The 20,095-nt window shown below is 66.2% G+C and carries 14 protein-coding genes; 10 read left to right on the top strand and 4 right to left on the bottom strand.

The window, feature by feature from the left end; translation table 11 throughout:
• On the top strand, window positions 1-2,499 hold a 2,499-nt coding region (locus C265_RS11985), incomplete at its 5' end, for a VCBS domain-containing protein (protein ID WP_010811726.1).
• 165 nt (window positions 2,500-2,664) lie between these two features.
• Window positions 2,665-4,017: a TolC family outer membrane protein gene (locus tag C265_RS11980; protein WP_037024193.1), complete on the top strand. Its 1,353-nt coding sequence runs from the start codon at window positions 2,665-2,667 to the stop codon at window positions 4,015-4,017.
• Between the two features lie 74 nt (window positions 4,018-4,091).
• Here C265_RS11980 and C265_RS11975 read toward each other — a convergent pair whose 3' ends face one another.
• On the bottom strand, window positions 4,092-5,264 hold the full coding sequence (locus tag C265_RS11975) for an AraC family transcriptional regulator (RefSeq protein WP_010811724.1): 1,173 nt from the start codon (window positions 5,262-5,264) through the stop codon (window positions 4,092-4,094).
• Window positions 5,265-5,585: 321 nt separating this feature from the next.
• Between C265_RS11975 and C265_RS11970 the strand changes: the two genes are divergently transcribed.
• From C265_RS11970 to C265_RS11935, 8 genes are all read left to right on the top strand, one after another.
• Window positions 5,586-6,593, top strand: coding sequence for a tripartite tricarboxylate transporter substrate binding protein (locus C265_RS11970; RefSeq protein ID WP_011616758.1), 1,008 nt, complete (start codon window positions 5,586-5,588; stop codon window positions 6,591-6,593).
• A gap of 34 nt (window positions 6,594-6,627) precedes the next feature.
• Entirely contained in the window at window positions 6,628-8,340 is a 1,713-nt protein-coding gene (locus C265_RS11965) for a long-chain fatty acid--CoA ligase (RefSeq protein WP_010811722.1), read from the top strand.
• A 34-nt stretch (window positions 8,341-8,374) separates the two neighbouring features.
• Window positions 8,375-9,358 (top strand): tripartite tricarboxylate transporter substrate binding protein, encoded by a 984-nt coding sequence (locus tag C265_RS11960; protein WP_010811721.1) that lies wholly within the window; start codon window positions 8,375-8,377, stop codon window positions 9,356-9,358.
• Between the two features lie 23 nt (window positions 9,359-9,381).
• Window positions 9,382-10,161, top strand: coding sequence for an enoyl-CoA hydratase/isomerase family protein (locus C265_RS11955; protein ID WP_010811720.1), 780 nt, complete (start codon window positions 9,382-9,384; stop codon window positions 10,159-10,161).
• 136 nt (window positions 10,162-10,297) lie between these two features.
• On the top strand, window positions 10,298-11,485 hold the full coding sequence (locus C265_RS11950) for an acyl-CoA dehydrogenase family protein (RefSeq protein WP_037024190.1): 1,188 nt from the start codon (window positions 10,298-10,300) through the stop codon (window positions 11,483-11,485).
• Window positions 11,486-11,911: 426 nt separating this feature from the next.
• Window positions 11,912-13,834, top strand: coding sequence for a PrkA family serine protein kinase (locus tag C265_RS11945; RefSeq protein WP_010811718.1), 1,923 nt, complete (start codon window positions 11,912-11,914; stop codon window positions 13,832-13,834).
• Window positions 13,835-13,871: 37 nt separating this feature from the next.
• Complete coding sequence (locus C265_RS11940) at window positions 13,872-15,134, top strand: YeaH/YhbH family protein (RefSeq protein ID WP_010811717.1); 1,263 nt, start codon at window positions 13,872-13,874, stop codon at window positions 15,132-15,134.
• 135 nt (window positions 15,135-15,269) lie between these two features.
• A complete protein-coding gene (locus tag C265_RS11935) occupies window positions 15,270-16,823 on the top strand; it encodes a SpoVR family protein (protein WP_010811716.1) in 1,554 nt (517 codons plus the stop codon).
• A 31-nt stretch (window positions 16,824-16,854) separates the two neighbouring features.
• Here C265_RS11935 and C265_RS11930 read toward each other — a convergent pair whose 3' ends face one another.
• Genes C265_RS11930 through C265_RS11920 form a run of 3 tightly spaced genes read right to left on the bottom strand, consistent with a single transcriptional unit; the run spans window position 16,855 to window position 20,083 of the window.
• Window positions 16,855-17,853 carry an acyl-CoA dehydrogenase gene (locus C265_RS11930; RefSeq protein ID WP_010811715.1) on the bottom strand — a complete coding sequence of 333 codons (999 nt, stop codon included), beginning with the start codon at window positions 17,851-17,853 and terminating at the stop codon, window positions 16,855-16,857.
• A 39-nt stretch (window positions 17,854-17,892) separates the two neighbouring features.
• Window positions 17,893-19,053 (bottom strand): acyl-CoA dehydrogenase family protein, encoded by a 1,161-nt coding sequence (locus tag C265_RS11925; protein WP_010811714.1) that lies wholly within the window; start codon window positions 19,051-19,053, stop codon window positions 17,893-17,895.
• Between the two features lie 40 nt (window positions 19,054-19,093).
• Complete coding sequence (locus C265_RS11920) at window positions 19,094-20,083, bottom strand: tripartite tricarboxylate transporter substrate binding protein (protein WP_010811713.1); 990 nt, start codon at window positions 20,081-20,083, stop codon at window positions 19,094-19,096.
• Between the last annotated feature and the right edge of the window lie 12 nt (window positions 20,084-20,095).

Here is a 20,095-nt window from a genome sequence, read left to right as displayed (position 1 = left end):
GATTCGCTGACGGTGTCCTCCGCCGACCAGAGCGCGCAGCAGACCATCAAGGTCGACATCACCGGTGCCAACGACCACGCCACCATCTCGGCCTCGGCCAGTGAGGACAAGGCGGTCACCGAAGCCGGCGGCGCAGGCAACACCGACCTCGGCGACGCCTCCGCCAGCGGCAAGCTGACGGTTACTGACGTCGATGCCGGTGAAGCGCACTTCGCCGCGGTGGCGCCGGACAGCCTGGTCGGGCAGTACGGCACCTTCACCTTCGACAGCAACACCGGCGCCTGGACCTATACGCTGGACAACACCAAGGCCGATGCGCTGATCGCGGGCCAGCAGGTCAGTGATTCGCTGACGGTGGCTTCGGCCGACCACACGGCGCAGCAGACCATCACCGTCAACATCACCGGCGCAAACGACTACGCTACGATCACGGCTTCAGCCAGCGAGGACACCTCAGTGACCGAAGCCGGCGGGGCAGGAAATGCCATTCCCGGCGACCCCTCCGCCCGCGGCACGTTGACAGTCAACGATGTCGATACCGGCGATGCGCACTTTGCCGCCGTGCCGCCAGCGAGCCTGGTCGGCCAATACGGCGCCTTCACCTTCGATAGCGGCACCGGCGCCTGGACCTACACGCTGGACAACAGCAAGGCGCAGTCCCTCGCCGCGGGCCAGCATGTGACCGACTCGCTGTCCGTACAGTCGGCCGATCTCAGTGCCACCCAGGCCATCACCGTCAACATCACAGGTGCCAACGATGCTGCGGTGAATGCCGTTCCCCTTGCGCAGGTGGTCAACGAAGATACGCCATTGGTGTTCCGTACGGCCAACGGCAATGCACTCAGCATCTCTGACGTGGACAACGCGAGCCACACCGTGACGCTGAGCGCAAGCCACGGCGCGATCACGCTGAATGGCGTTGCCGGGCTGCAGTTCCTGTCGGGCGACGGCACCGCGGACAGCACCATGACATTCACGGGCAGCGATGCGGCAATCAATGCTGCGCTGAATGGAATGAGCTTCCTTGGCGAGAAGGATTATGCGGGCGCCGCGTCGGTGCAGATCCAGACCAGCGATGGCGCTTTGGTCGATACCGATACGGTGGCGATTACGGTCAATCCCGTCAATGACGCGCCGGTGGCAGCCGAGGACGTTGTCTATGTTTCGACTAACACCGACAACATTCTGATTCCGGTGAGCGCGCTGCTCGGCAACGACGTCGATATCGACGGGCGGGCCTTGTCCATAAACCCGCTCAGTCTGACCTCAAGCACGCTTTCCGGCCTGAGGCTTGTCACCGAAAGCAATTACAGCTTCGTCGCGTTCGACAGTCCCAACAGCAAGGGGGTGGCAACCTTCAGCTATACCGTCGAAGACGGGGCAGGTGGCAGCAGCACGGCGACGGTGACCGTCAATGTCGTGGACAAAAACGGCTTTTCGCTTGATCAGGCCAGCTACCAGGCTTCCTATCTGGAGGGTGGCAGCAATCCCGACAGCATGACTGGTGCCGTTGCGGGTGACATCTTCATTGGCGGACGTGGTACCGACATCCTCAACGGCGGGAACGGCGACGACGTCTTGAGAGGGGGCGCCGACAACGACACCCTCAACGGCGGGATCGGCGACGACGTCTTGAGAGGTGGCGCCGACAACGACACCATCGACGGGGGGGTGGGCATAGATATGCTGGATTTCTCCGATGCCACCGGCGCGGTCTCCTTCACGTTGATCCAAAGTAGCACCCTCGTCAAGGTGCTTGTGGGCGCGACGCCCGGACTAGGTACCGACAGCTACGCGAACATGGAGGGCGTGATCGGCTCGGCGTTTGTCGACACGCTGACCGGCAGCTCCGCCAACGACGTCATTCGCGGTGGCGCGGGCGATGACACCATCAACGGCGGCGACGGCATCGACCTGCTTGATTTCTCCGATGCCACCGGCGGGGTTGTGTTCACGCTGACGCAGAGCGGCAGCCCCACCACGGCAGGCCCGGGCGTGACTGGCCTCGGTGCCGACAGCTACAGCAACATGGAAGGCGTCATCGGCTCCGCCTTCAACGACAACCTCACCGGCTCTGCCGGCAACGACGTGCTGCGTGGCGGCGCGGGCAACGACGTGTTGGTCGGAGGCGCCGGCAACGACGTATTGACCGGCGGCGCCGGCGCCGACACACTGACCGGCGGCAATGGCAGCGACACCTTTCGCTTTCTGCGCGCGGACCCCGCTTCGGTCGACACCATCACCGACTTCGGTGCGGCTCCCGTGGCTTCCGGTGGCGATGTGCTAGATCTTTCCGATCTGCTTTCCGGTGTTGGCGTGAACCCTGCCAATGCGGCGCAGTTCGTCCGCCTTTCGGAGGTGGGTGGCAACACCGTGGTCAGCCTGGATCGTGACGGCAGTGGCACGGCGGCTGCATTCCAGGACGTGGCGGTGCTGCAGGGCGTGGTCGGGCTCGATCTCAACACGCTGTTGAGCAACGGCAATCTCCACACCGCCTGAGGCGGGCGATCGGTGGCGGATTCAGAGAGGGAAATGCAGGGCGGCAGTAAAGCCGGAATCCGGCGCAGTTGAAAACCATAATAACGGGTAGCGCACCGCTTCCCGTATCGCGCAGGCGCCGGCCAGCGCGATGCGCGGCAGCGGGTGCGCCCGAGCGGGGGAAGCATGACAACGACATGGTGCCGGCTGGCACATGTACTGCTATGGGCCGCCATGGTGGTGCCGCATCACGCGGCAGCCCAGGTGCTGCGCCAGGCAGTCGAGCAAGCCGTGCATACCAATCCCGAAGTGCTGGCGGCGGGCAGCCGCCGGCTGGCCGCGGACGAGGGGCTGACGCAGGCGCGCGCCGGTTACCTGCCGCGGGTCGATGTCAATGCCGCCACCGGTCGCGTACGCCTGGACAGCCACAGCACCCGGCTGATGGGCCTGTCCGACTCTTCCTATGCCAGCCACGCCGCCGGCGTGACGATCTCGCAGATGCTGTTCGACGGCTTTGCCACCAGCAGCGATGTGGAGCGCCAGGGCGCACGGATCGACGGCGCGGCCTATCGGGTCGGCGCGACTGCCGAAGACATCGCGCTGCGCACGGTCGGCGTTTATGTGGAGGTCCTGCGGCGTCAGGAAACCGTGGCCATCGGCCTGGCCAATCTGGAAGCGCACCAGCACATCTATGACCAGATCCGGCTTGGCGCCGACAACGGGGTGCTGCGCCGCGCCGATCTCTATCAGGTCGAAAGCCGCCTGGCGCTGGCCAAGGCCAGCCTGCGGGCGGAGCAGGGCAGCTTGCAGGACGCCATGACAGCCTATTTACGCGTGGTCGGCGCGCCGCCGGAGGTCTTGTCCAGGCCGGACTCGCTGTCGACGCTGCTGCCTGCCACCGAACGGGAGGCGCAGCAGGTGGCAAACGCCAATCACCCCGCGCTGGGTGCCGGGCAGGCCGATATCGCCGAAGCCCAGGCCGGGCGTTCGCTGGCCAAGGCCGCGTTGTGGCCAAGGCTGGATCTCGAGGTCGGCGTGGCGCGCGACCGCGACCGCGTGCTCGGCACCACCGACGAGCGCAGCGTGATGCTGCGCGTGCGCTACAACCTGTTTCGCGGCAACGCCGACAAGGCGCGCATCAACGAGGCCGGCTACCAGGTCCAGGAAGCAGAGCAGAATCTGGACCGTCTGCGCAGACAGGTGCAGGAGGCCGTATCGCAGGCCTATAACGCCCACCTGACGGCGAAGGACCGTCTGGTGAGCCTCAAGCAATACGTGGAGGCCAGCGATGCCACGCGCGTCAGCTACGGCAAGCAATTCCGGATTGGGCAGCGCAGCCTGCTTGACCTGCTGAATGCCGAGAACGAGTACTTCAGCGCCAGCTCGGCCTACGTGACCGGCAAGTACAACGAACTGGCCAGCCAGTACCGCATCCTTGCCGGCATGGGCTTGCTATTGGCGACCCTGCAGGTGCCGCCGCCCCAGACGGGGATTGTGCAGGTAGGGCAGCGGGCAGCGCCGCCGGTGGGACAGAGGTAGCGGGGGGACGGTGCCGGGCAAGCCGGCAGCCATGCTTCAGCCGCCGGCCACCGGAGATCCTGACCCGGCCCGCATCAGCGCGGCAAAGCCTCTCCCCGCAATCCCCGCATCCGATACTCTCCCGGCGCCACGCCCGTCCATTTCTTGAAGGCCCGGTGGAACGTGCTCGGTTCTGAGAAGCCAAGCCGCAGCGCCACGTCCTGCAGCGTCATGCCGGGGCGCTCCATCATGCCGATGGCCACGTCACGGCGCAGGCTGTCCTTGATGCTCTGGTAGCCGCTGCCCTCGTCGCGCAGCCGGCGGCGCAGGGTCTGGGGCGTGAGCCGCAGCATCTGCGCCATCTGCTCCAGCGACGGCAGTTCGTCATCCAGGTGGGAGCGCAAGTGCTGCCGGATGCGCTCGGCAAGGCAGCTGTTGTCGCGGTAGCGGATCAGCAGGTTGCGCGGCGTCTCGCGCAGGAACTCGCGCAGGCTGGCGGCGTCCTGCATCACCGGCATGCGCAGGCTGGCGCCATCGAAATGCAGCACGGAGACAGGCTGGCCGTAATGCACGGCGGCCTTGAAGACGCGCTCGGTCTCGGGGCCGCCCTGCGACGGCGCCGCGCTCAGGTCGACCCGCGCCAGCGGGATATGGCCGGCCACCAGCCAGCTGAGCAGCGCGTAGGCATGGAACACGAAAGTCGATTCGGCAAAGCTGCGGCAGGCCGAGGCCGGCGCACGCGGATGCAGCACCACGGAGGCGGCCTTGCCGTCGGCGCTGACATGCAGGCGTGGCGCGAAGGCGTCGATATGGAGCCGGTACAGCCGCAAGCCGGCTCGGATGGCGTCTTCCAGCGTGGCGCAATGGATCAGGTTGCGGCACGCCTGCGCAAACACGCCCGGGGTCACGGGCCGGTCCAGCAGCCCCCATAGTTCATCGCGCATGACGCGGCGCAGCGTGCGGATCAGCGCCGCGTACTGGCCCTGGGTGACGCGCGCATTGGGCGAGGCCAGCAGCGCCGGCGAAATCCCGGCCCGGCGCAGCAGCGCGGCAATGTCGTGGCCCAGCCGGCGCGGGCCCAGCAGGATGTGATCCACATGCTGGATCGCAATGGTGTGGCGCGCCGAGGCCTGCGGCGCCGTGCCGGCCGGGGCCTCGGTGCGGCCCGGGACACGGCCGTGCCCGGGCGCCGGCGGCAGTGCGCTGCCGGCGAGGTGCAGCTTGCCTGGCACGGGCGGGCGCGGCGATGACAGGACAGCGGTATGCATGGGGCTCCTCATCACGGTGGCGCGTCGGCGCCGGCACCGCGGAACGGCTGGCTCCGCGGGCGTTCCAGGACGTTTCGCCACATCGTCCCGGCACCTTAGCAAGCCGCGGCCGCACCGCACAATCGGGATTTGCCAAAGGCTGCCTTCCATCTGAGCGATTCGGCCAATCATTTTGGCTTGTCTGGTCATTGTCCACGCACCGCAGCATCGCGCACTCTCCGGCTGATACCGATACAAGGCCGGCGCACCGGCCCGGACGGGACCAGAAACGGGGCAACCACCCGTTCCCCGCCTCAGGAAAAACAATGGAGACAACAACACATGCAGGCAGATCGTCGTAGTGCACTGTGGCGCTTTGGGGCCGGATTGCTGGCGTGGAGCGGCGTTGCCGCCGGGATGCTGGGGGCGGGCGCCGCGCTCGCGCAGAGCGAATTCCCGGCGCGCACCGTGCGCATGGTCGTGCCCTTCCCGGCAGGTGGCGCCACCGATGTGCTGGCCCGCGCCATTGCCGAAGGGCTGGGCAAGGCCTGGAAGCGCCCGGTGGTGGTGGAAAACCGCCCGGGTGCGAGCGGCATGCTCGGCGCCGAGGTGGTCGCCCGTGCCGAGGCCGACGGCTACACCGCGCTGCTGACGATCACGCCGCTGGTGCAGGCGCCAAGCCTGTATGCCCGGGCGCCCTATGACCCGGTGAAGGATTTCGCCGCGGTGTCCGAGCTCGGCACGACCAACCTGGTGTTCGCCGTCAACAGCAATGCGGTGCCTGCCACCAACCTGAAAGACTTCATCGCGCAGGTTCGCGCCAAGCCGAAGCAGTTCTCCTACGGTTCGTTCGGGGCCGGCTCGAGCGGCCACCTGTACGGCGAGGTCTTCAACGAGGCCGCCAAGATCGACATGCTCCATGTCTCATACAAGGGCGAGGCTCCGGAGCTGAACGACCTGCTGGGCGGCCAGGTGCCGGCGGCGGTGATCTCGGTGATGGGCGCCAAGCCCCACGTCGCCACCGGCCGCCTGCGCGCCCTCGCGGTGACTGGCCCCGCGCGCGCGCCGCAACTGCCGGATGTGCCGACTTTCCGCGAAGCCGGCATTGAAGGCATGGATGCGATGGGCTGGTTCGGGTTGCTGCTGCCGGCCGCCACGCCGCGGCCGATCGTTGAGAAGTTCTCGGCGGACGTCAACCGCGTGCTGGCCCAGCCCGACGTGCGCAAGCGCATGAACGAGCTTGGCGTGATCCTGACCGGCAGCACGCCGGACGCGTTTGCCCAGACCATCCAGGCCGACTATGTCCGCTGGGGCAAGGTGATCCGCACCAGGAACATCCGCCTGGATTAAGCCATTCCCGTTTGACCTGCATCGATTGCTGCATATGAAGCCTGCTACAAGTACCCGCGAGCCGTTCCGCTCCCCCGCCTGGCCGCCCGGCCTGCCGGCCACGCTGCATACGCCTCGCACCAGCCTGTTTTATAACGTCGAGGCGGCGGCGCACCGCTATCCGGACAAGACCGCGATCCAGTATTTCGGCACCGCGATTTCCTACGGCCAGCTGCAGGACGAGATCGAACGGATGGCCGGCTACCTGCAGCAGGCCTGCGGCATCGAGCCGGGCGACCGGGTGCTGCTGTTCAGCCAGAACTGCCCGCAGTTCATCATTGCCTACTACGCGATCCTGCGCGCCGAAGGCGTGGTGGTCCCGGCCAACCCGATGTGGCTGGAGGCCGAACTTGCCCACGTGGTCCAGGACAGCGGCGCGGTGGCCGCCTTTGCCGGCAGCGAGCTGTACCAGCGCGTGGCACCGCTGCACGGCCCGGCGCTGCGCCATGTGATCCTGCACGACTACGCCGGCATGCTGCGCGACGACGGCGGCCTGGCGGTGCCGGCCTGGCTGCGCGAAGCGCCGCCCGCGCCGCAGGCCGCGCCCTCCGGCGCCATGCCGGTGGCCTGGGACGCGGCCAGCGCCGCCGGGCACCGGCCGCTGCCGCACCAGGCCGGCTACGACACGCTGTGCATGCTGGCCTATACCTCCGGCACCACCGGCCATCCCAAGGGCTGCATGCATAGCCACGGCACGCTGATGACCGCGGCGGCCGGTGCGGTGATCTGGCGCGGCGCCACGCCCGAATCCGTGGTGCTGGCCGTGGCGCCGATGTTCCACCTGCTGGGCATGCAGAACTGCATGAACTCGCCGCTCTACCTGGGCGCCACCGTGGTGCTGATGCCGCGCTGGGACCGCGCGCTGGCCGCGGACCTGCTCGAGCGCTACCGCGTCTCGGTCTGGGGGGCGCCGCCGGCGATGATGGTGGACTTCTTCTCGCAGCCGGGAATCGACGCGCGCGACCTGTCGAGCCTGGCCTACGTCGGCGGCGGCGGCGCGGCCATGCCCGAAGCGGTGGCCAATATGCTGCAGGAACGCTTCGGCCTGCCCTACGTCGAGGCCTACGGCATGACCGAGACCGCGGCCTTCATCCTGTCCAACCCGCGCAACCAGCCCAAGCGCGAATGCCTGGGCATCGCCACCTTCGGCGTGGACGCACGCGTGGTCGATCCCGAGACGCTGCAGGAACTGCCTTGCGGCGAGACCGGCGAGATCGTGGTCCACGGCGGCCAGGTGATGCTGGGCTACTGGAACAACCCGGAAGCCAACGCGGCCACCTTCATCGAGCTTGGCGGCAAGCGCTTCCTGCGCACCGGCGACCTCGGCTTCATGGACGAGCAAGGCTACTTCTTCATGCGCGACCGCCTCAAGCGCATGATCAACGCGTCCGGCTACAAGGTCTGGCCGGCCGAGGTGGAGAACCTGCTGTACGGGCACCCGGCCATCCACGAAGCCTGCGTGATCGCCGCCCGCGACCAGCGCCGCGGCGAGACCGTCAAGGCCGTGGTGGCGCTGCGCCCGGAAGCACGCGGCACGGCCGACGCCGACCCCGAACGCATCATGGCCTGGTGCCGTGAGCATATGGCCGCGTACAAGGTGCCGCGCATCGTCGACGTGGTCGATGCGTTGCCCAAGTCGGCCACCGGCAAGATCCTGTGGCGCGCCCTGCAGGAGCGCGAGATGCAGGCGGACCACCCGAGCGCCTGACACCAGCGGCGAATTCAGCAAAGAGAGAGACAGCATGCAGCAAAGCAGACGCAACTGGCTGGCACAGGCCGGCACCCTGGCCGGCGCGGCCATCCTCGGCGGCGCGGGCAGCGCCTTCGCGCAGCAATCGTATCCGAGCAAGCCGATCCGCATGATCGTGCCGTACCCGGCCGGCGGCGGCACCGACACCGTGGGCCGCCTGATCGGCCAGCGCCTGGCCGAAAGCCTGGGCCAGCCGGTGGTGGTCGAAAACAAGCCCGGCGCCAGCGGCATGCTGGGCAACGACACCGTCGCCAAGGCGCCGGCCGACGGCTACACCATCCTGCTGGCGATCACGGCCCTGATCCAGGCGCCGGCCCTGTACAAGCGCACGCCATACGACGTGGCCAGGGACTTCACGCCGGTCTCGCAGATCGCCAAGTCGTCCGACCTGTTCGTGGTGCCCAACCGCGTGCCCGCCAGCAATATGCGCGAGTTCCTGGCGCTGGCCAAGGCGGGCAAGCTCAGCTATGGCTCCTACGGCAACGGCACCTCGTCGCACCTGCACGGCGAGCTGCTCAAGCAGCAGGCAGGCATCGAGCTCGCGCATATCCCTTACAAGGGTGCGGCGCCGCTGATGAGCGACCTGCTCGGCGGCCAGGTGGACAGCGCCTTTGTCGACGTGACCTCGGCCAACGCCTACCTGGGCAGCAACAAGTTCAAGATCCTCGGCATCACCGGCACCCAGCGCTACAAGGCGCTGCCCAATGTGGCGACCTTCACTGAACTGGGCCTGCCGGGGTTCGAGCCCAACGGCTGGTACGGGCTGTTCCTGCCGGCCAACGCGCCCAAGGATGTGACGGCGAAGCTGGCGGCAGAGACCGCGCGCATCGTGCGCCTGCCCGAAGTGACGCAGAAGCTGGCCGGCATGGGCCTGCAGCCGGTCGGGTCCACGCCGCAGGAACTGGCGGCCGTGGTCGCCGGCGACACACCCAAGTGGGCCAAGATCGTGCGCGACGCCAATATCCAGCTCGACTGAAACCCGCCTCCCGGAGCCTACCGATGGAAACCATCCGCTTCGCCGTCGAGGACGGCATCGCCACGCTGACGCTGGACTCGCCGGCGCGCAAGAACGCGCTGTCCTTGCCGATGCGCGACGAGATCGGCGAAGTGATTCGCCGGGTACGCGCCGACGACAGCGTGCGCGCGCTGATCCTGACCGCCGCCGGCACCGATTTCTCGTCGGGCGGCGACATCAGCTCGATGCAGGTCGAGATCAATGCCGAGCAGGGCCGCAAGCGCCTGCACAAGGTGCACGGCTGGCTGGAAGACCTGATCCAGCTCGACGTGCCGGTCATCGCCGCGGTGGACGGCGCGGCCTATGGCGCGGGCTTCAGCCTGGCGCTGACGGCCGACATCATCCTGGCCACGCCGCGCGCGCGCTTCGGGCTCCCGTTCCTGCGCATGGGGCTGGTCCCCGACTGTGGCGTGTTCTACACGCTGCCGCGGATGATCGGCCTGCAGCGGGCCAAGGCGCTGATGTTCTCGATGCGCGAGCTGAACGCCCAGGCCGCGCAAGACCTTGGCATCGTCATGGAAATCGTGCCGGCGGACAGCCTGCAGGAACGTGCGCGGACGCTGGCGCAGGCCTTCACCGAGGCCTCGCCGGTGGCGGTGGGCCTGACCAAGCAGGCGCTGAACGCCTCGCTGAACCAGGACCTGCACACCATGCTGGCGATGGAAGCGGACGGGCAGGGCATTGCCTTCTCCACTGCCTATCGCCGCGAGGCTGCCGACCGCTTCATGGCCAAGCAGCCGCTGCGCTACCGCTGGCCGGACTGAGCGGCGGCGCCGGTCATGCTGCCCCGCAGCATCCGGCTGCCTCGCCAGTCTGTCGTTTACGTATATAGGCGGGTGCTGGCCGGACAGTACCGGTCGCCTGTTCATTTTCTCGTTTACCCTGATACCAGCACACCATATGGGATCCCACGACCAGCACACGGCGCCTGCCGTACGCCAGACCCCCTGGATGACCGAAGACCTGGGGATGTTCCAGGAAACCGTGCGCCGCTTCATCGAGCGCGAACTGGCGCCCAACGAGGCCCGCTGGGCCGACCAGGGCTATATCGACCGCGAGGTCTGGCGCCGCGCCGGCCAGATCGGGCTGCTGTGCGCCAGCATCCCCGAGGAATACGGCGGCGGTGGCGGCACCTTTGCCCACGAGGCCGTCATCACCCAGGAAATGTCGCGCGCCGTCTGCACCAGCCTTGGCAATAATGTGCACAGCGGCATCGTGGCACATTACCTGCTCAACTACGGCACGGAAGCGCAGAAGAAGAAATGGCTGCCGCAAATGGCCAGCGGCGAAATGGTGGCGGCCATTGCCATGTCGGAACCTGGCGCCGGTTCCGACCTCAAAGCGATACGCACCCGCGCGGTGCGCGAACAGACCGAAAACGGAGACTGCTATCGCATAAACGGTGCAAAGACCTTCATCACGAACGGGTATCACGCCGACCTGGTCTGCGTGGTGGCCAAGACCGATCCGGAAGCCGGTTCGCGCGGCGTGTCGCTGGTCATGGTGGAGACGCGCGACCTGCCGGGTTTCCGTCGTGGCCGCATTCTCGAGAAGATCGGGCAGAAAGGGCAAGACACCGCCGAGCTCTTCTTCGACGACGTGCTGGTGCCGTGCGACAACCTGCTGGGCACGCAGGAAGGTCAGGGTTTCTACCAGCTTATGCAGCAGCTGCCGCAAGAGCGCATGATCATTGCGCTCGGGGCCGTGGCGACCATGCAGCGCGCCATCGAGCTGACCACCGAATACGTGCGCGAGCGCAAGGTGTTTGGCCAGCCGCTGGCCGATCTGCAGAACACGCGCTTCAAGCTGGCGGAGTGCAAGACGGTCGCCACCATTGCCGCGACCTTCGTCGACGATTGCATGCTGCGCCTGATGGACGGCAAGCTCGACGCTGCCACGGCCGCCATGGCCAAGTGGTGGTGCACGCAGCAGAACTGCCAGGTCATCGACGAGTGCCTGCAGTTGCACGGCGGCTACGGCTACATGCTTGAATACCCGATCGCGCGTATGTATGCGAATGCACGCGTGAGCAAGATCTTCGGCGGCTCCAACGAGATCATGAAGGAGCTGGTCGCGCGCACGCTTTGACGCGCCTGCTATCAGCAGTGTGCGCGTGCTAGTGCGCGCAAACGCGTAAGAAAATGCGGAAAAACGAAAGCCGACACCAGTGCCGGCCTTCGTGCGTATGGTTACAAAACCGGATGTGCACGGATGGCGGGAAAGGTGTAAGGTGTTTCACAAGCATGGTCAATGGCCCGTCGCGTGCGGGGGCAAGGTCCGAGCGGAATGCAGCCAAAAGCTGAAGCGAATTCATGCAGAAAATGCAGCAACGAAACAGTCGTTGCATCGATGCAAGATTTGTCAACTCGGATTCCACCATCGCCGTTATTTGACTATGATGAAGTAAAGACTTCGCAACATGACAGGTCGCCAGGCCGGGGTGGTGTGCCGCGAACGTTGCGCGAAGCCTTAGGGGTAGCACGCCTCGGACGTGAACTCTGACGGGAGTGAGGTATGGACATTTTTGGCCATTACGCTACGCGCTTCGAAGCTCGCAAGGAAGAGGAATACAGCATCCAGGAGTACCTGGAGATCTGCAAGAAGGATCCGACTGCCTACGCGACTGCTGCAGAGCGCATGCTTGCCGCCATCGGCCAGCCTGAGCTGGTGGATACCCACCATGACCCCAGGCTGTCCCGCCTGTTCTTCAACAAGGTCATCCGCATCTATCCGGCCTTCCGCGACTTCTATGGCATGGAGGACACGATCGAACAGATCGTCTCGTTCTTCAAGCACGCGGCGCAGGGCCTGGAAGAGCGCAAGCAGATCCTCTACCTGCTCGGGCCTCCGGGTGGTGGCAAGTCCTCGCTCGCTGAAAAGCTCAAGGCGCTGATGGAGGAGATCCCCATCTACGCGCTCAAGGGTTCGCCGATCCATGAGTCGCCGCTGGGGCTGTTCGCGCCAGAGGAGGACGGCAAGATCCTGGAAGAGGACTACGGCATTCCGGTCCGGTATCTGAACACCATTGCCTCGCCATGGGCGGTCAAGCGCCTGCACGAGTTCAACGGCGATATCACCAGGTTCCGGGTGGTCAAGCTGCGCCCTTCGGTGCTGTCGCAGATTGCGATCTCGAAGACCGAGCCTGGCGACGAAAACAACCAGGATATTTCCTCGCTGGTCGGCAAGGTCGACATCCGCAAGCTGGAAGATTTTCCGCAGGACGATCCGGACGCGTACTCCTATTCCGGCGGGCTCTGCCTGGCCAACCGCGGCCTGCTCGAGTTCGTTGAAATGTTCAAGGCGCCGATCAAGGTCCTGCACCCGCTGCTGACGGCAACACAGGAAGGCAACTACAAGGGCACCGAAGGCTTCGGCGCGATCCCGTTCGACGGCATCATCCTGGCGCACTCGAACGAGGCCGAGTGGACGACCTTCAAGTCGGACAAGAACAACGAGGCTTTCCTGGACCGGATCTATATCGTCAAGGTGCCGTACGTGCTGCGCGTGTCCGACGAGGTGAAGATCTACGACAAGCTCTTGCGCAGCAGTTCGCTGTCGGCCGCGCCGTGCGCGCCCAACACGCTGAAGATGATGGCGCAGTTCGCGGTGCTTACGCGCATCAAGGAGCCCGAGAACTCCAATGTCTTCTCGAAGATGCGCGTCTATGACGGCGAAAGCCTGAAGGACGTGGATCCGAAAGCGAAGTCATACCAGGAATACCGCGACTACGCCGGCATCGACGAAGGCATGAACGGGCTGTCGACGCGCTTTGCGTTCAAGGTTCTGTCCAAGGTCTTCAACTTCGACAACACCGAAGTGGCGGCCAACCCGGTGCACCTGCTGTACGTGCTCGAACAGCAGATCGAGCGCGAGCAGTTCCCGCCGGAACAGGAAGCCAAGCTGCTGTCGTACATCAAGGAGTACCTGACCACTCCGTTCGTGGAGTTCATCGGCAAGGAGATCCAGACCGCCTACCTGGAGTCGTATTCGGAGTATGGGCAGAACATCTTCGACCGCTATGTGGTGTTCGCCGACCTGTGGATCCAGGACCAGGAGTACCGCGATCCCAATACCGGCGAGATCCTCGACCGCAACGCGCTGAACGACGAGCTTGAGAAAGTGGAGAAGCCCGCGGGTATCTCGAACCCGAAGGACTTCCGCAACGAGATCGTCAACTTCGTGCTGCGGGCGCGAGCCAACAACAGTGGCAAGAATCCGGTCTGGACCAGCTATGAAAAGCTGCGGATGGTGATCGAGAAGCGCATGTTCTCCACCACGGAGGACCTGCTGCCGGTGATCTCGTTCAATGCCAAGTCTTCGCGCGAAGACCAGGATAAGCACGAGAACTTCGTCAACCGCATGGTCGAAAAGGGGTACACGCCCAAGCAAGTGAGACTTCTGGTGGAGTGGTATCTGCGCGTAAGAAAGTCATCGTAACGGCGCCGCGGAACAGGTCTCTCAACGAGGGCAACATATGGCTACGGTCATCGATCGGCGCGAGAACGGCGGCAACAAGAGTGCCGTCAACCAGCAACGTTTCATCAAGCGCTACCGCGAGCAGATCCGGCAAGCGGTGGCAAAGGCGGTGTCCGGCCGGAAGATCATGGACATCGAGCAGAGCGGCCAGGTGTCCATTCCGGTCAAGGACATCTCCGAACCGATCTTCCACCACGGCCCGGGCGGGCGGCGCGAGTGGATTCACCCTGGCAACAAGAAATTCGTCAAGGGTGATTCCTTCGACCGCCAGCAGCAGGGCGGTGGCGGGACCGGTTCGCGCGCCAGCGACAGCGGCGAAGGCGAAGACGATTTCGTCTTCACGCTGTCGCGCGAGGATTTCCTGAACTTCTTCTTCGAGGACATGGCGCTGCCGGACCTGGCCAAGCGCCACCTCGCCAAGATCGCCGAGGTGCGCAAGGTGCGCGCCGGCTTTTCCATCGACGGCACGCCGTCCAACCTGTCGATCCTGCGCACCATGCGCAGTTCGCTGGGGCGGCGCATCGCCTTGTCCAGCCCTTACCAGAAGCGCCTGCGCGAGCTGGAGCTGGACTACAGCGAGGCGCTGGAAAAGGACGGCCCCTACGCCGAAGGCACGCTCGAGCTGATGGAGAAGATGCGGCACCTGCGTGCCTGCATCGACCGCGTGCCGTTTATCGAGAAGCTCGACCTGCGCTACAACAACCGCGTGCTGAAGAAGCGCCCCCAGGCCCAGGCGGTGATGTTCTGCCTGATGGACGTGTCCGGCTCGATGGACGAGAGCCGCAAGGACCTGGCCAAGCGCTTCTTCATGCTGCTGTACCTGTTCCTGAAGCGCAACTACGAGCGCATCGACGTGGTGTTCATTCGCCATCACACGGTGGCGAAGGAAGTCGATGAGGAAGACTTCTTCCACTCGCGCGAGTCCGGTGGTACCGTGGTATCCAGTGCGCTGAAGCTGATGGTGGAAGTGATCCACGACCGCTATCCGCCCAGCCAGTGGAATATCTACTGCGCGCAGGCGTCAGACGGCGATAACTGGGCCGGTGATTCCGAGTTGTGCGGACGCCTGCTGCGCGATTCGATCCTGCCACTGGTCCAGTACTATGCATATGTTGAAGTCGCATCGGAAGAGCCGCAGAACCTCTGGGAAGAGTATCTGACGGTCAAGGGACAGTTCGATCACTTTGCGATGCAGCGCATCATCGGTGCGGACGAGATCTACCCGGTGCTGCACGACCTGTTCCAGAAGCGCGCAGCATAGGTTGGCGCCGATCCTGGCCTTCCTCGCGGGGGGCCACAGTGAAGGCAAATGGCGAGGCAACGCGGACCACGCGGCGCGGCGATGCCGTGCGCGCCGGACGGGTCTGGCGCCTTGCCCGGGCAACAAGGGGCGAAGATGGCTTATCTCTCCACGGGTTCGGAATGGACCTTCGAGCTGATCAAACGGTATGACCGCGAGATCGCCCGCATCGCCGGCGAATTCGGGCTGGATACCTATCCCAACCAGATCGAGATCATCACCGCCGAGCAGATGCTCGACGCCTACGCGTCGGCGGGGCTGCCGGTCGGCTACAGCCACTGGTCCTACGGCAAGCACTTCCTGGCGTCCGAGCGCAGCTACCAGCGCGGCCACATGGGGCTGGCCTACGAGATCGTCATCAACTCCAATCCCTGCATCGCCTACCTGATGGAGGAGAACACCATGCCGATGCAGGCGCTGACGATCGCGCACGCCTGCTACGGCCACAACTCCTTCTTCAAGGGCAACTACCTGTTCCGCACCTGGACCAACGCGGACGCCATCGTGGATTACCTGCTGTTTGCCAAGAACTACGTGGCCGAGTGCGAGCAGCGTTACGGCGAGCGTGAGGTTGAACTGCTGCTGGACTCTTGCCACGCCTTGCAGAACTATGGCGTGGACCGCTACAAGCGGCCCAAGAAGCTGTCCATCACCGAGGAAAAGGCGCGCCAGGCCGATCGCGAGAACTACCTGCAGATGCAGGTCAACGACCTGTGGCGCACCCTGCCCAAGCACCGGCCGCATGCGCTGGCGTCGGAGGACGAGGCGTCCGAGGGGGAAATCATCTTCCCGCCCGAGCCGCAGGAGAATCTGCTGTACTTCATCGAGAAGAACGCGCCCAAGCTGGCCTCGTGGCAGCGCGAGATCGTGCGCATCGTGCGCAAGATCGCGCAGTATTTCTATCCGCAGCGCCAGACCAAGGTCATGAATGAAGGCTGGGCCACGTTCTGGCACTACACCATCATCAATCAGCTGTACGAGGAAAAGCTGGTCAACGATGCGTTCATGATGGAGCTGCTGCAGGCGCATACCAACGTGATTTACCAACCGCCGTACAACAGCCCCTATTACAGCGGCATGAACCCCTACACGGTCGGTTTCCTGATGTTCCAGGACCTGCGCCGCATGTGCGAGAACCCGACCGAAGAGGACTACCGCTGGGCCCCGGAGTTTGCCGGCAGCGACTGGCGCAAGACGCTGGACTTTGCCATGCGCAACTTCAAGGACGAGAGCTTCCTGCTGCAGTTCCTGTCGCCGCGCGTGATCCGCGAGCTGAAGCTGTTCTCGGTGCTGGACGATGACCGCGAAGGCAAGCTGCGCGTCACCGCGATCCACAACGATGAAGGCTACCGCGCGATCCGCCAGCTGATGGCGGCGCAATATGACCTCTCCAGCATGGAGCCCAATATCCAGGTCACCAATGTCGACGTGGGCGGCGACCGCTCGCTGACGCTGCGGCACCTGCAGAACGACCGCCGGCCGCTGGCGCACAACTTCGACGAGGTGATCCGGCACGTGACCCGGCTGTGGGGCTTCACCGTGCGGCTCGAGGTCGCCTACGAGGACGGCCGCACCGAGCTGAAATATGAGTGCAAGCCGGAGCGGCGCCACCGCCGCCCGCACGGCGGCGGCCTCAGCCTGGCCGCCTGATTCCGCGATTGACGGGGTTAGGCCCGGCCGCTCAGGCGGCGGGCGCGGGCTCGCACCATTCGCGCACCAGCTCCACCGCGTTGCGGCCGGCGCTGGCGCATACCTGCTCGCCCAGCATCCGGCTCCACCAGCGCTCTGACCCGTCCGCCACGCGCCACGCATGCAGCCGGCGCGTATAGAGTTGCAGGTCGTATTCCTCAGTGATCCCGATGGCGCCGTGCACGGCGTGAGCGATGGCGGCCACCGGCGTGACCGCGTCGCTGGCGCGCAGCTTGCCGATGGCCGCGCGCAGCCGGTCGGGCGTGCCGGTGCCGCTGTCGCAGGCCAGCTGTGCGGCCACGCGTGCGGCGGCGACATGCTCGGCCATCTCGCTGACCTGGTGCTGGATCGCCTGGAACTTGCCGATGGCGCGCCCGAACTGCTGGCGGTCGTTGGCGTACTGCAGGGTCAGGTCGAGCACGTGCGACAGCGCGCCGGCCAGCTGCGCCGTGTGCAGGCAGGCGCCCAGCGTGCGCAGGGTGCCGGCGGGCAGTGAAAACGCCGCTGGCGCCGAGGCGTCAGGGCGCGGCACGCGCAGCGTCAGGTCGTGATGGGCGCCGGTCGCTTCGGCGCGGGCATCGGCCGCCGACAGCAGCAGGCAACGCTCGCCGTCCTGCAGCAGGAACCACTGCGCATGGCGGGCGTCGGCCATCAGCGCCGCGCCGGCGCCGTCTTCAAAGCCGGCGAGTGCGACCGGGCCGGCGGGCAGGGCGATGCCATGCGCCTGCAGCAGCGCGCGCGCAAAGATGGTCTGCGCCAGCGGCAACGGCAAGGCGTGGCGGCCGGTGGCAAAGAGCACCGGCGCCAGCTCGCGCAGCGGCAGCGCGGCACCGCCGGCTGATTCGGGCAGTAGGCAATCGGCAAAGCCGCTTTCCAGCAGCGCTTGCCACAGCGGCTGCGGGTCGGCCTGCTGTTCCAGCGCGCGCACGGTGGCGGGTGGGCAGCAGTCGCGCAGCAGCGCGTCGAGGGCGTCGGAATAGGCGTTATGCATGGGGTATCTCGTTCAGGATGGCGGTCGACGGGGGCGGATTCAGCGCAGGCCGAGCCCGCGCGCGATCATGCCGCGCAGGATTTCGCGGGTGCCGCCGCGCAGCGAGTACGACGGCGCGATCTGCGTGACATAGGCCAGGGTGCGGTACAGCGCCCCATCGGCCGCCAGGGCGGGTTCATCACCGAGCGCGGCTTCCACCAGCGCGGGGATCGACTGCTCGAAGGTCGTGCCCAGGTCCTTCACCAGCGCGGCCTCCACCACCGGGCTTTCACCGGCGGCCAGCCGCGACGTGACGGCCAGCGACATGGCGCGCAGCACCGCCAGGTGGCCGGCGAGCCGGCCCGCGGTCACCGTGTCGCGGCGTGCCGGCGGCAGCCGGCGCATGGCGTCGAGCCAGGTGTCGAGCAGCACCACGCTGGAGTAGAGGCGCTCCGGGCCGCTGCGCTCGAACGCCAACTCGGCGTTGACCTGCTCCCAGCCGCTGCCTTCCTGGCCGACCAGCGCGTCCGGGGCCAGCGCCGCGTCGTCGAAGGTGACTTCGGAGAAGTGCGCGTCGCCCGCCAGGTCGTGGATCGGCCGCACCGTCACGCCCGGTGCGTGCAGATCGACGATGAACTGCGACAGTCCGGCCTGCCGGTCCTGCGGCGTGCCCGAGGTGCGCACCAGCGCGATCATGAAGTGGCAGCGGTCGGCATTGGTAGTCCAGATCTTGCGGCCGTTCAGGCGCCAGCTGCCGTCCGCCTGGCGCACCGCGCGCGTGGCCACGCTGGCCAGGTCCGAGCCGGAGTTGGGCTCGCTCATGCCGATGCAGAAGAAGGCCTCGCCGCGGCTGATCGCGGGCAGGTAGCGCGCCTTCTGCGCGTCGTTACCGTAGCGCAGGATCAGCGGGCCGCTCTGGCGGTCGGCGATCCAGTGCGCCGACACCGGCGCGCCGCAGGCCAGCAGTTCTTCCACCAGCACGAAACGCGAAAACGGGTCCAGGCCCGCACCGCCGAACTGCGCCGGCAGTGTGATGCCGACCCAGCCGCGCGCGGCCAGCGCCCGGCTGAAGGCGGCGTCAAAGCCCATCCACGAGCGCGCGCGCGTTTCCGGCGGCAGCGCGGGCAGGTGTTCATCGAGAAAGGCCCGCACCTCGCCGCGGAACGCCACGGCGTGCGGCGGCAGGGAGGTCAGGCCGAAAGTGGAAAGCAATGCGGTCACGGTGAAATCCTGTGTCTGGTATTGGCTGGTGCCAGCGGTCTCAGTCCAGCGTCGCGCCTGAATCCTTCACGACCTTCTGCCAGCGCGTCATTTCCGCGCTGAGGTAGGCGGCGTAGGCCTCCGGGGTCGATCCGCGCGGCTCCGCCCCCTGCGCGGCCAGGCTTGCGCGCGTCTCGGGGTGGGCCAGCGCCTTGGTGGCGGCGGCATTGAGCTTGCGCACGATCTCGGCCGGTGTCCTGGCCGGCACCATCATGCCCTGCCAGGCGCCGACCTCGAAGCCCGGCTGCACGGTTTCGGCAAGGGTGGGCACGTCCGGCAACTGGGCGCTGCGCGTGGTGCTGGTGACGGCCAGCGCGCGCATGCGCTTGTCGCGGATGAAGGGCAGCGATGAATTGATGGTGTCGGCCATGAACTGCACCTGTCCGCTGGCCAGGTCGGTCAGTGCCGGCGCGCTGCCCTTGTAGGGCGCATGCACTGCCGACAGACCGTTGGCCTGCAGGAACATGAAGGCCGCCAGGTGCGTCACGTTGCCGTTGCCGGCCGAGCCGTAGGTGAGCTTGTCGGGGTTGGCCTTCAGGTACTGGATGAACTCTTTCACGTTCTGTACCGGCAGCTGCGCGTTGACCTCCAGCACCAGCGGCACCATTGCCGTCAGCGCCACCGGCGCGAAATCGCGTTTCACGTCGTAGCTGAGCTTGCGGTAGAGCGCCGGGCTCAGCGCGATCGACGAGGTGTTGTACAGCACCGTATAGCCGTCGGCCGGCGCCTTGGCGACGATCTCCGCGCCGATATTGCCGTTGGCGCCGGGCCGGTTGTCGACCAGCACCTGCTGGCCGAGCGTCTCGCTCATGCGCCGTGCGATCACGCGCGACACCAGGTCGGTCGGGCCGCCCGGCGGGAACGGCACCACCATGCGGATCGGGTGCGACGGGTAGGCGGCATCGGCCGCCGCCGCCGGCTGCGCCAGCATCGCCGGCAATACGATGGCTGCCGCGGCAGCCAGTGTCGTGATGAAAGTCTTTGCCTTCATGTGCTTGTCTCC

It is taken from the genome of Cupriavidus sp. GA3-3 (genome assembly GCF_000389805.1).
Lineage (GTDB): Bacteria > Pseudomonadota > Gammaproteobacteria > Burkholderiales > Burkholderiaceae > Cupriavidus > Cupriavidus necator_D.
This window is presented reverse-complemented; position numbering and strand designations above follow the sequence as displayed.